The 12,341-nt window shown below is 52.6% G+C and carries 6 protein-coding genes and 6 pseudogenes; 9 read left to right on the plus strand and 3 right to left on the minus strand.

All coding sequences use genetic code 11. The features are described 5' to 3' along the window. The 4 genes and pseudogenes from JZM30_RS13780 to JZM30_RS13795 all read left to right on the plus strand — a co-directional run bounded on the left by JZM30_RS13780 (position 1) and on the right by JZM30_RS13795 (position 3,648). Positions 1-1,305 carry an ABC transporter permease gene (locus JZM30_RS13780; protein WP_252319414.1) on the plus strand — a complete coding sequence of 435 codons (1,305 nt, stop codon included), beginning with the start codon at positions 1-3 and terminating at the stop codon, positions 1,303-1,305. Further along, positions 1,295-2,454, plus strand: a pseudogene (locus tag JZM30_RS13785) (ABC transporter permease). The gene JZM30_RS13780 and the pseudogene JZM30_RS13785 overlap by 11 nt, the downstream one beginning before the upstream one ends. A 4-nt stretch (positions 2,455-2,458) precedes the next feature. Further along, positions 2,459-3,157 (plus strand): ABC transporter ATP-binding protein, encoded by a 699-nt coding sequence (locus JZM30_RS13790; RefSeq protein ID WP_252319416.1) that lies wholly within the window; start codon positions 2,459-2,461, stop codon positions 3,155-3,157. After that, positions 3,144-3,648, plus strand: a pseudogene (locus JZM30_RS13795) (TlpA family protein disulfide reductase). Before JZM30_RS13790 ends, JZM30_RS13795 begins: the two are co-directional and overlap by 14 nt. Before the next feature lie 47 nt (positions 3,649-3,695). Here JZM30_RS13795 and JZM30_RS13800 read toward each other — a convergent pair. Next, positions 3,696-4,616, minus strand: a pseudogene (locus JZM30_RS13800) (DMT family transporter). Between the two features lie 109 nt (positions 4,617-4,725). Beyond that, positions 4,726-5,601: an AraC family ligand binding domain-containing protein gene (locus tag JZM30_RS13805; protein WP_438801504.1), complete on the minus strand. Its 876-nt coding sequence runs from the start codon at positions 5,599-5,601 to the stop codon at positions 4,726-4,728. A 291-nt stretch (positions 5,602-5,892) separates the two neighbouring features. Between JZM30_RS13805 and cbl the strand changes: the two are divergent. Then, a pseudogene (gene cbl / locus JZM30_RS13810) lies at positions 5,893-6,833 on the plus strand (HTH-type transcriptional regulator Cbl). 629 nt (positions 6,834-7,462) lie between these two features. Further along, positions 7,463-8,782, plus strand: coding sequence for a glutamate/aspartate:proton symporter GltP (gene gltP, locus JZM30_RS13815; protein ID WP_252319418.1), 1,320 nt, complete (start codon positions 7,463-7,465; stop codon positions 8,780-8,782). 62 nt (positions 8,783-8,844) lie between these two features. Here the strand turns inward: gltP and JZM30_RS13820 are convergent. Beyond that, positions 8,845-9,819: pseudogene (locus JZM30_RS13820) on the minus strand (anaerobic C4-dicarboxylate transporter family protein). Positions 9,820-10,184: 365 nt separating this feature from the next. On the opposite strand from JZM30_RS13820, the gene JZM30_RS13825 reads away from it, so the two are divergent. The 3 genes and pseudogenes from JZM30_RS13825 to patD all read left to right on the plus strand — a co-directional run bounded on the left by JZM30_RS13825 (position 10,185) and on the right by patD (position 12,264). Further along, entirely contained in the window at positions 10,185-10,376 is a 192-nt protein-coding gene (locus tag JZM30_RS13825; RefSeq protein ID WP_252319420.1) for a hypothetical protein, read from the plus strand. Positions 10,377-10,572: 196 nt separating this feature from the next. Next, on the plus strand, positions 10,573-10,734 hold the full coding sequence (locus JZM30_RS13830) for a hypothetical protein (RefSeq protein WP_252319422.1): 162 nt from the start codon (positions 10,573-10,575) through the stop codon (positions 10,732-10,734). Between the two features lie 107 nt (positions 10,735-10,841). Further along, positions 10,842-12,264: pseudogene (gene patD / locus JZM30_RS13835) on the plus strand (aminobutyraldehyde dehydrogenase). Positions 12,265-12,341: the final 77 nt, after the last annotated feature.

The following is a 12,341-nucleotide window of genomic DNA, read 5'->3' on the forward strand; positions in this document are numbered from 1 at the left end:
ATGTTATGGCGCATGCTACGTCAGTCATGGAGTCGCAATGTGCGGCGCAAATCGCTGGCGGTATTGACGGTGTTTCTGGCTGCCGGGTTGATCTCGGCGCTGCTGGCTGTATCGATCGATATTGGCGACAAAATGGCGCGCGAGCTGAAATCCTACGGTGCCAATATTCTGGTGGAACCCGCCGGTCAGGCGGCGCTGCCTGCGCTCTTTGGTGAAAACAGCAATCCGCTGGCCAGTGAAGAGTTTCTTGATGAATCAGAACTACCCAACATCAAGGATATCTTTTGGCGTAACAATATCGTCGGCTTTGCACCGCTGCTCAGCGGGGATGTGATCGTTGCCGGTAAGCACATTTCCGTGCTCGGCACCTTCTTTTCTCAGCCGATCACCATCCCGGATGAAGAGGATTACCACACCGGACAACAGAGCGTCAGCCCTTATTGGCAGGTGACCGGCAATTGGCCTACTGAACCGGTGAGCGAAAGCGCCTTGCAGAGCGGGCAGGGGATTGACGTGCTGGCGGGAAAACAACTGGCACAGCAAAACGGCTGGCAGGTGGGGCAAACGTTACGTTTGCAAGGGCCTGAACGCACGCTGGATGTGCGTATCAGCGGCATTCTTGCCAGCGGTGGCGATGAAGAGAACCGCCTGGTGATGCCGCTGGCAGCGGTGCAGAACATGCTGGGACTGGAAGGAAAGATTCAGGCCGTGCGTGTGTCTGCACTGACGGTGCCGGAAAATGAGCTGTCACGCCGGGCACGGGAGAATCTCGAAGCGCTCAACGCGGAAGAGTATGACCTGTGGTATTGCACCGCTTACGTGTCGTCGATTGCCCACCAGTTGGAAGAAGCAATATCAGGATCGGTGGTTCGGCCTATCTGGCAGGTGGCGGCATCAGAAGGTGTGGTGATCGACAAGATTCAGTTGCTGCTGGGCGTGGTGACCTTTGCCGCACTGGTCGCTGCCGCCATGGGCATCGCGTCCTTGATGACCAGTACCATCATGGAACGCTCCAAGGAAATCGGTTTGATGAAAGCACTCGGCGCACGGCAGTGGCAGATCATGCTGCTGTTCTATCTTGAAGCGGCGATGAGCGGCTTGCTCGGCGGCGCATTAGAGTGTATCGCAGGTTGGGGATTGGCGCGTGCGATTGGATTGATGCTGTTCGGCGTACCGCTCAGTTTCGCTTGGGTGGTGATCCCGTGTGTACTGGTGATCGCCATGCTGATTGCCGTTATAGGCACTTGGTTCCCGGCGCGGCGCATTGCCCGACTCTACCCGGTGGAGGTGCTGTATGGTCGTTAAACACTCGGGTTCAGAGCGTAGGATCGGCAGTATGTTCTGGCGACTGGTGATTCGCGCATTGCGCTTGCGCTTGCGCATGCAGCGTGTCAGCGTGGTGTTTGCCGCACTGACGGTCGGTGCCGCCATCGTTACCGCCATGTCGGCGGTGTACTTTGATATCAACGCCAAAATGAGCCAGGAGCTGCGTACCTTTGGTGCCAACTTTTATATTGGTCCGGCACACGGCGGCTCCCTGGCACAAAGTGGCTTTCAGCCGATTCTCGACAACACCCCGCCGAGGTTAATCAATTCCGCCAGACCGTATTTGTACGGCATGGCGCGCACCGAGTTGGAAAAAGTGGTGTTGATGGGCGTGTGGTTTGATGCGCTGCGCCAACTCTCTCCCTACTGGCTGGTAACTAGCGACTGGATTGGCGTCAAGTTTGACGATCGTAACGCGATGATCGGCGTCAAGCTGGCGGAACGACTGCATGTCAAAGTCGGCGATAATGTTACGCTGATCGATGGGAGCGAGCGTCAGCGCCTGCGTATCAAAGGGATTGTTGAAGCCGGTGACGCTACCGATAATATGCTGATTGTGAATCTGGAACTGGCGCAAAAATGGTTGCAAAAGGAAGGCACCATCAGTAACGCCCTGTTGAGTGTCAGCAACGATCTGGGGCAGGTGGATCGCTTTGCCGCCAGCCTGCAACAACAATATCCTGACCTCGAGATCCGGCCTATCCTGAAGGTGTCCGCCTCGGAAGGACAGGTGCTGGACAAGATAAGGGGCTGATAGGACTGGTTTCTGCCGTTATTCTGGTGCTTTCTTCTCTGTGTGTGAACACCACCTTGATGGCGATTGTCGGTGAGCGTGCCAAAGAGTTTGTGTTGCAGAAAGCGTTGGGCGCGAGCGGTAAAGATATCGTACGCCAGATGCTGGCCGAAACCGGTGTGATTGCGCTTGCGGCGGTGGTGTGTGGTTGCCTGCTCGGTTATCTGTTGGCACAGGTGCTGGGACTGACGGTGTTCAATGCCAGCATTTCGCTGCGTGCGCCGGTGCTGCCGTTGACGCTGCTGCTGTCCTTGCTGGTGGCCGCCGCTGCCGCTGGGTTTCCTACCCGGCGCGCGATCCACGTCGAGCCCGCAAAAGTGTTAAAAGGGGAGTGATTCAATGGGTGTTGCACATAACCCGCAAGAGGCGGTGATTGAAACCCGCCAACTGTACAAACGCTTCGGGCATGTCACTGCGCTGGAAAACATCAATATCCGTATTCAGCGCGGTGAATTTGTCGCCATCATGGGCGCATCCGGCTCGGGGAAAACTACGCTGATGAATATCCTGACCTGCCTCGATACCGTGACGGAAGGGCAGGTGCTGCTGGATGGCGTCGATGCTGCGGCGCTGGATGAAGAAGGACGCCGACGCTTTCGCGCGGACAAAATCGGGCTGGTGTTTCAGCAGTTCCACCTGATCCTGTTTCTCACTGCGCTGGAAAACGTGATGCTGGCACAGCATTACCATAGCGTGGTGGATGAAACCGCGGCGCGCCAGGTGCTGGCGCAGGTCGGGCTGGAGCATCGAACCGATCACCTGCCGAGTCAGCTTTCCGGTGGGGAACAGCAGCGCGTCTGTATTGCTCGCGCGCTTGTGAATGAGCCGCCGGTGATTTTTGCCGATGAACTGACCGGTAATCTGGATGAAGAGAACGAACAGTGCGTGCTGGCGCTGTTGCAGGATCTGCATCATCAGGGACGTACCATTGTCATGGTGACGCACAACCCGGAACTGGGGCGTTTTGCCGATCGTATTATCCGCTTGCAGCACGGCAAGTACCTGAGCGAGGAGGTTCAACAACATGCAGTGGCGTAAACTGATAACGCTAGGGTGTCTTATGGGCGCGCTGGCACTGCTGTCGGGCTGCAAAGAAGAGCAGGTACAGGTTGGCGCACGCGCACCTGCGCTGGCGGCCTACGATCTGGCCGGACAACAGGTGGAACTGGCGCACTGGCAGGGCAAACAGATTTATCTCAACTTTTGGTCTTCCTTCCGGCTGTGGTGGTTGTCTGGCAGAGATGGCCACGTTGGAGAAACTGAGCAAAACCTACGCGGATAACGTGGTGGTGGTCGCGGTGAATACCGATCCTGATGGGGTGGATATTGCTGCACTGTTGGCGCAGCAGCACATTAGCTACCCGGTCATTCGTGACCAACTGGGCATTACCAAGGAACGCTATCAGGTGGTGGGTACACCAACCTCGTTCGTGATTGACGCGTCGGGTAAAGTGACAGCCCAGCATGAAGGTGCCCGCAATGAGCAACAGTTAACGGCGCTGTTCAAACAACTCGCCACTGGGGCCTAATCCCCTTTAGCTCGTGGCGCATGGGGAACTCTGCGCCGCCTTCAGGTTTATTTTTCCTGCACTGCCGTATCCACCTTCACCACGACAGGTTTTGGTTTGATACGCATGGCACCCACCACACTCACCAACAAACAGAAGATGCCGCACAGTGTCAGCAGCGGTGGCCACGCCTGACGCAGCATAAAGGTGTAGGTCAGCCCGGCCAGCGTTTCGAATACGATCAACGGTCCAACCAGCACCGTCGGCAGACGTTGACTGGCCTGATTCCAGCAGAAGGTGCCAAGCCAGGAGCAGAGCAACCCAATCGCCAGCATTAAGCCAATAAACGCCAGTGGGCGCGGGCCAAACGGTAGGGAAAAGTCCGGTTTGGTCAGGGCAAGTTGTCCGCTGACAATCACATAGGCCAGCAAGGCCATGGGTAACGTCACCATCCCTTGTGCGGTGGCCCAATTGGTGGATTTTTATCCAGATTACGGCGCAGCCAGCGTGCATTACGCAGCGGATACCAGGTCCAGCAGATGACCGCGATAATCGCCATGCCGAGCCCACTCAGATAACGCTCCATATCGACCTGCTGATCCTGAGCGCTCAGTTCTGCCAGATTCACGCATAACAGCCCAAGCAAAATCAGTAGCAGCGGTGGCGGTAACGGCAATCACCACCGGCAGCGTGCCGATAATCATGGTAGAGACGGGAGCACCGGTACGCTGAATAGCGCTGGCAAGGAAAAAGTAATAGAGCAGATTACCCACCGCTGAAAGCTTCAGCGCTTCGATCCAGTCCGCACGGCTCAACCGACGCAGACGTTTCCTGTCAGCCCATGCCAATGGCAGCGCTATCAGCCCAAACGCCACATAACGGCCCGCAGACTGCAACGCGGCAGGGTATTCCGGAACCATCAACGGGCCCACAAAAATAAGCCCCCACATCAAACCAGCCGTCAGGGCGAAAACGATACCGCTTAACATATCACACCCGTTACCCATTTATGCTTGAAGGGCCAAGCCCTTGTGTTGTCGTATCACGGGAAGCCTAACCGGTAAGCCGGATAACATATTGTAGGATATTGCGCTTTTTTTAGCGGAGGCGGCCGTGCGGCATAACCTGTTTTTGATAGCGAACTGGCGTAATGCCATAACGCTGGGCAAAGGTGCGCGTCAGATGGGCCTGATCCGTCAGCCCAACCTCCGCCGCCACCTGTGCGGCGGGCATGCCGCGGCACAGCAACTGTTTGGCCCGCTGTAAACTAATCGCCATCAGCATTTGGTGTGGGGTGACGTGATAGTGCGCTTTAAAGCGCCGCTGAAAATGATAAGGGCTGAGGGATGCGACTGCGGCCAACTCGTTAAGCGTGATGGCTTGAGCAAAGTTATCGTTAAGGTAGTGCTTCACTTCGTCAAAGCGCGACAGACCTTGCGTTTTTAACGGCTGTGCTACGCGGTCAAAGGGACGAAAAAGATCGATGATGCTCAGCATCAAGCTGTCACAAGCCAGCTGGTCGTGAGCACGCCACAGTGCGGCCAGCAGCGCAGAAAGTTGGCGGGCTGCCAGTGGGTCATGCCGTACCACATCGCTAAACCACCAGCCTTGCTCACCGGAGATCACCTCCAACTTTGTGGGATCTATATAGATCATGTGATAACGCCATCCTTCCTTGCCGACAGCCTGCCCGGTATGCAGTTCATCTGGATTCATTAACACCAGCGTATCCTGCGCTGCCACGTGCTGAGCCCCCCGATAGCGAAACTGCTCGGCACCAAAGTCGATAGTGCCGATACCAAAGGCGTCATGGGTATGGGGTTCAAAAGCACAGCGGGCAATGTGCGCCTGATATAATTCAACGCCGGGTTGCTGCGGCACATGACGAAATTGCGCGCGATCCAATGGACCTTGGAACATCTCGCGATCGACACCTTCTTTTTTATCCAACAGCGAGAGAGGGGCGTTATTCATGTGCAGGTCCATGACGTATTTTTGAAGGAGTAAGACCGGATTTATCTAAATCATAACAAAAAATTTATCGAACCGCGAAAGAAATTAAATCAACATAAAAAGTGATTATTTTAATGCATTGATTATAAATGTTTTTGTTTCTTTATGCATCAAAGAATGTTGCTCAGATGGCCACGGCTTATTTTCTTAGTAGAAAATAATATAACACCATCCGATTGCTTATTTGTCGCAGCATTTTTTCCCCGTATCTATATGGCGTTAGGGTAAAACGATGTAGAGATGGAGAACAACGTGAATTTTCAACAACTGAAGATTATTCGAGAATCAGCACGGCGTAACTATAATCTGACGGAGGTCGCCAATTCGCTGTTTACGTCTCAGTAGGGCGTGAGTCGCCATATCCGAGAACTGGAAGAAGAACTGGGCATCGAAATCTTTATTCGCCGCGGCAAACGACTGCTTGGCATGACCGAGCCAGGCAAAGAATTACTGGTGGTCGCGGAACGTATTTTGAATGATGCCAACAACATTCGTCGTCTGGCTAATGTGTTCACCAAAACGATGTGGGTCAACTGGTGATTGCCACCACGCACACCCAGGCGCGCTACAGCCTGCCCAATGTGATTAAAGAGTTTCGTGCCATCTATCCGCAAGTGCGCCTGGTGCTTAACCAGGGCACGCCGGACGATATCGTTGCCATGCTGCACTCCGGTGAAGCAGATATCGGCATTGCCAGTGAGCAACTGATGAATGACGCCACTCTGGCGGCATTTCCCTATTACCGCTGGCATCACGCTATCATGGTGCCACAGCAGCATCCCCTGATAGACGTGCCAACGGTGACGCTGGATATGCTCAGCAAACTGCCGCTGATCACTTATCGACAAGGTATTACCGGGCGTTCTCGCGTCGATCGCGCTTTTCTGGCGGCAGGCATGACGCCGGATATCGCCTTTAGCGCGCAGGATTAGGATGTGATTAAAACTTACGTTGAATTGGGTTTAGGGGTGGGGATTGTTGCCGATCACTCCTACGAGCCGGCGCGTGATAAAGGGCTGGTACGCTTGAATGTTGAAGGGAACACGGTGTGGATTGGTCTGAAGAAAAGCCAGCTACAGCGCAACTATGCCTGGAAATTATTGCAACTGTGCAACAGAAAACTCTCACTGGATGAGATCAAGGATAAAGTCTTTTCGGATAACGCAGAGTCGGTTATCGACTACCAGATTTAGCGCCTACTCCACTAGGCTATTTTACTTACCATTTTAGCCCGGTAGTGCTCGAAATCCTCACGTACTCCGTGTGCGCTCCGGTTTCTGCGCGCTGTACGTGACCAAACTGGCTGCGCCAATAACGCCTACTGGGATAGGCTCTTAACCCACGGAACCTCACACAAGCGGTTTGCTTGATATCGATCAAGTGAATCGCTATTCGTGGCCGTTATGCATCCTGCTGCATTTACCTCAGTCTGACATATCTTCTTTATCTTTTCTTTAGCGTGGTGAATAACTGCTTTTTTCACGCGCTTTTCAGTATTTTATCACATTTTTTTGACATAACTGTGACTTTTGACGCTGTTTGCCTGCTTGATCTCACGGAAATGGGATGGTAGTATCCCCAGCCATAACAATAACGTATGTCTGATGTTTTGCTTTCAGATACAGTCACTTGTCAATCCATTTAGCGCTATTACGGGCCGTATTCAAACGTGTGCGCCGTACCAAGGGTTATCAAGATGTACTGCCTCAGCATTCACATTGGTCGCATTTTATATCAGCCACACTTGTGCGCCGTTCAATCGGAAGAGAGGCGCTGTGGCCGTACGTTCGCGGCACCGGGTGGTCTTACAATGGAATTCACTATGAAATCAATCAAAATCAGCCTAGCCTGGCAAATCCTTATTGCGTTGTTCCTTGGCATCCTTGTTGGTGCCGTATTGCATGAAAGCCCCGATGACCGCCAGTGGCTTATCAGTAACATTTTGAGTCCCGCCGGTGATATTTTTATCCGGCTAATCAAAATGATCGTGGTGCCGATTGTGATTGCCACACTGATCGTGGGCATCGCCGGGGTTGGGGATGCCAAGAAGTTGGGGCGTATTGGTCTTAAGACCATTGTCTATTTTGAGGTGATCACCACCTTTGCCATTATTCTTGGCATTACGCTGGCAAACCTGTTCCAACCCGGTCACGGCATTGATATGTCATCATTGGCCACGGTGGACATTTCTCAGTACCAAAAGACCACCGAACAGGTGCAGAGTGGGTCGCACAGTTTGGTGGTGACCGTGCTGTCGCTCATCCCACCTAACATTTTTGCGGCGATTGCCAAAGGCGATATGTTGCCGATTATCTTCTTCTCCGTCCTGTTCGGGCTGGGACTGTCGTCGCTGCCCAAAGCGCACCGCGATCCGTTGTTGAACGTGTTTCGCGGCATATCGGAAACCATGTTTAAAGTCACGCACATGATCATGCGTTACGCGCCGGTTGGGGTGTTTGCGTTGATTTCAGTGACGGTTGCCAACTTCGGTTTTGCTTCGCTGTGGCCGCTCGCCAAACTGGTGATTCTGGTGTATGTCGCCATTCTGTTCTTCGCGCTGGTGGTATTAGGGGTGGTAGCACGCTTGTGCCGTCTGCGTGTCACTATGCTGATCCGTATTTTGAAAGATGAACTGATCCTGGCCTACTCCACCGCCAGTTCAGAAACCGTGTTGCCGCGCATCATTGAAAAGATGGAAGCCTACGGCGCGCCAAAATCGATCACCAGTTTTGTGGTGCCGACGGGCTACTCGTTTAACCTGGACGGTTCTACGCTGTACCAAAGTATCGCCGCTATTTTCATTGCCCAACTCTATGGCATTGCTCTCTCTCTGTGGCAGGAGATTGTACTGGTGTTAACCCTGATGCTGACCTCCAAAGGGATTGCCGGTGTGCCGGGTGTCTCGTTTGTGGTGCTGTTGGCAACCTTGGGCAGCGTGGGCATTCCGCTGGAGGGGTTGGCCTTTATTGCCGGTGTGGATCGCATCATGGACATGGCGCGCACGGCGCTGAACGTAGTGGGCAACGCGCTTGCCGTACTGGTCGTTGCGAAGTGGGAAGGGCAGTTTGATGAAGAGAAAGCCCGCGCCTACGAGCGCGAAATCAAGGGCACTGATTCACGGCTGGTACAGAGCAAGGTCTGATTAACGCGTTGGAAAGACAATAAAAAACCGCCCGAGAACCGGGCGGTTTTTTATTGCAAGAATTAGAGGAAGCCGTACATGGCGGCAAATACCCAGCCAAACACACAGGATGTGGGTACGCCAATCAACTCCGGCAGAATAAAGCTGTGGTTGATAACGAAGCGGCCAATCTTGGTGGTACCGGATCGGTCGAACTGGATGGCAGCCAGATCGCTTGGGTAGATAGGCAGAATATAGTAGCCATAGCAAGCAGGCGCTGAGGCGACGATATATGCCGGATCCACACCGATGGCTAACGCTACCGGCACGATCGCTGCCAGTGCTGCCGCCTGCGAGTTAACAAACTTCGACACCAGTAGCAAGATCAACGCATAAGCCCAGGGTACTCTTTCACCAGCGTGCCCAGCGTGCCCAGCGTGCCCAGCGTGCCCAGCGTGGCCTTGATTTGATCCAGGTGCGCACCGAACATGGTCTCTGCCATCCAGGAAATCCCACACACCGCAACGATGGCGATCATCCCAGAGCGGAAGACCTCGTTTTTGGAGATATTGGCCGGATTGGTTTTAGTGGCAATGATAATCACTGCACCCGCAAACAGCATGAACATCTGGATGACCAGCACCATGGAAAGCGGTTTACCACCAAAGCTTGGGCGCAAGTCGGCATCGGCACCGATAATCGCTACCGCAGCAATGGCTGCCAGGAAGATCCACATGGCCGGTACCGCAAAGAATGGTCAGGATACAGGTGACAAACGGTGCGATGATAGAAACGTATTTCTGGTTACGGCGCAGCAGACGTTTTGCGATTTGCAACATCACATCCAACCCACCAGAGGCCTGGAGGGTGGCGGAAGCAGCAACCACCGCGATAATCACCAGCATAACGTCGACGGGCGGCGTGCCGGGTTTGAGTTTAAACACAAAGACCATAATAACCAGCCCGATACCGCCGAGCAGGCCGAGTTCTATACCGCATTTTCTTGCCCAGTAAAAAAGGCAGATCAGAACGATCACTAATTGAATGATAAAATCCATAGGTACCCCATTGCTCAATATTGACGAGATAAATTAATTAAGTTGGCTTACTGTCGTCGTGGGTACTATAGGGATTATTGGATTATTATTTATTTGACCCATGTCTACAATTTTTTATATTTACAAAATTTAATTCAAATAAAAGAAGCAGATCCCAATAATAATTATTTGGTTTATTTAGTTATTTAACTCTAAAATTAATTATATTAGGGGTATTAAAACATAGAGTGAATTTATTGCGTTAATTATCTTATTTAATGTTTGTTATATTTTTCAATGTTGTTTTTAATTTGTTGTTTTATTGCTTTGCTTAAGTTTTTTTGCTACTAAATCGATAATAAAAAGAAGATGGTGCGCTTTGCGCAATGTTTATTATCTATGATAATGATTTTCAATGCCTTTACCTCTTTGGTGGTAAGGGGTTTTTTCATTACCGCTATGCTGTTGCAGCAAGCATTGTGCCAGTTGTCATGTTACGTCTTTCGCTAAAATCGGTTTTCACCTTTATTGCGCTTTCTCTTACCGAAGAAGAAAACCGATGTGGTGTTTTTTTATAGCATAATCGGTTATTAAAAAATTATTTACTGTCTAATTTAAGAATAACTTTAGTTAGCATGAAGAAAATATACAGGCACTTTCTGCAAGGCTGGCAGATTTGCTTTTGCTATCGTATTGCCGCCATGAGCAGGCTGAGATGTTCGACTACACTTAAGGGTCAAAGATGCAGCCAGTAAACAGGTAGAAGAGGTCAATATGGCAGAACAACAAACGGGCGATCCTAAAGCGGTTACGGTAGGTGACGGACTGGCAAAAGTGCACGAGGCGGCAGAACAGTTAACCGAAGAGGAGATCGACGCGCTGGCAGACGCTGCGCGAGCGGCGGCGCAAAATGCCAATAAGGAACGTCCAGATTGATGGCATTGTGGTGAGCGAAAGTGGCAGGTTTTTTTGCACACTTAGCATCACAATGCAGAAAAAACCATGCAGACAACAGACTGATTTCTGGTGACGAGGACGCGATGATGCACGACAAACTGCTGATAGACGGTAAGCTCGAAGCGGGCCAGGGCGCTGCGCTGGCTGTGTTCAACCCCGCGACGGGGGAAGAAATTGCACGTATACCCCAGGCTGACCTGCACCAGGTTGATGCAGCCGTGCGCGCTGCGGAAAGCGCTTTTGCACAATGGGGGCAGACCACGCCAAAAACCCGCTCGTTGCTGCTGTTAGAACTAGCGGATGCTATTGAGCAGCATGCAGAAACCTTCGCGCGTCTTGAGTCGTTGAACTGCGGAAAACCCTATCACGCTGCGTTGAATGATGAATTGCCCGCCGTAGCGGACGTTTTCCGCTTTTTCGCCGGTGCGGCAAGATGCCTGAGTGGCTCTGCCGCCGGTGAATATCTGGAAGGGCATACGTCAATGATTCGACGCGATCCCATCGGCGTAGTGGCCTCCATTGTGCCTTGGAACTACCCGTTGATGATGGCCGCCTGGAAACTGGCACCAGCGCTCGCGGCTGGTAACTGTGTGGTCTTGAAACCCGCGGAGCAAACGCCGTTTACCACGTTCCATCTGGCGTCTTTATTGGCTGACATATTCCCTGCGGGTGTGGTCAATGTGGTATTCGGTACCGGTGCGGCAATTGGCGATGCACTGACCGGGCATCCTCTGGTGAATATGGTGTCGCTCACCGGATCGATTGCGATCGGGGCACATATTTTGTCGCACACCGCCTCTAGCATTAAACGTACGCATATGGAACTGGGCGGTAAAGCGCCGGTTATCGTGTTCGATGACGCCAATATTGATCAGGTGGTGGACGGTATTCGCAGCTTTGGCTTTTATAACGCCAGGCAAGATTGCACGGCCGCCCGCCGCTTGTATGTGCAGCGTGGTGTCTATGATGACGTGGTCAGCAAATTGGGTCAGGCCGTCGCCAGCCTCAATATGGGCGATCCTAATAGCGAAGACACAGAGCTCGGTCCGTTGATTACCGCCGCCCAGTTAGAGCGTGTTGCCGGTTTCGTTGAACAGGCCAGCGCGTTGCCACATATTCAGGTAATTACGGGGGCAACGGGTTGATGGGCCGGGGTACTACTTCCAGCCGACCGTTCTGGCGGGTGCGCAGCAGGATGATGATATCGTACAAAAAGAGGTATTTGGCCCTGTGGTCTCTATTACCCCGTTTGACGATGAGGCGCAAGTTGTCGCCTGGGCCAATGCTTCTGGTTATGGGTTGGCCTCCTCGGTGTGGACGCGTGACGTGGGGCGGGCGCATCGTCTGGCTGCGTGTCTGCAATATGGCTGCACCTGGGTCAATACCCACTTTATGCTGGTCAGTGAAATGCCGCATGGTGGGCGGAAACTTTCCGGCTACGGCAAAGACATGTCAATGTATGGATTGGAGGATTACACCGTCGTGCGACACATTATGATTCGTCATTAATCGTCGCGAGGTTGTGTTTCGTAAATGTTAAGATAAACCTGTCTTATCGGTGTGGATATCTGGTGTCATGGGCAATC

The sequence above is a fragment of the Candidatus Symbiopectobacterium endolongispinus genome, assembly GCF_018777385.1.
GTDB lineage: Bacteria > Pseudomonadota > Gammaproteobacteria > Enterobacterales > Enterobacteriaceae > Symbiopectobacterium > Symbiopectobacterium endolongispinus.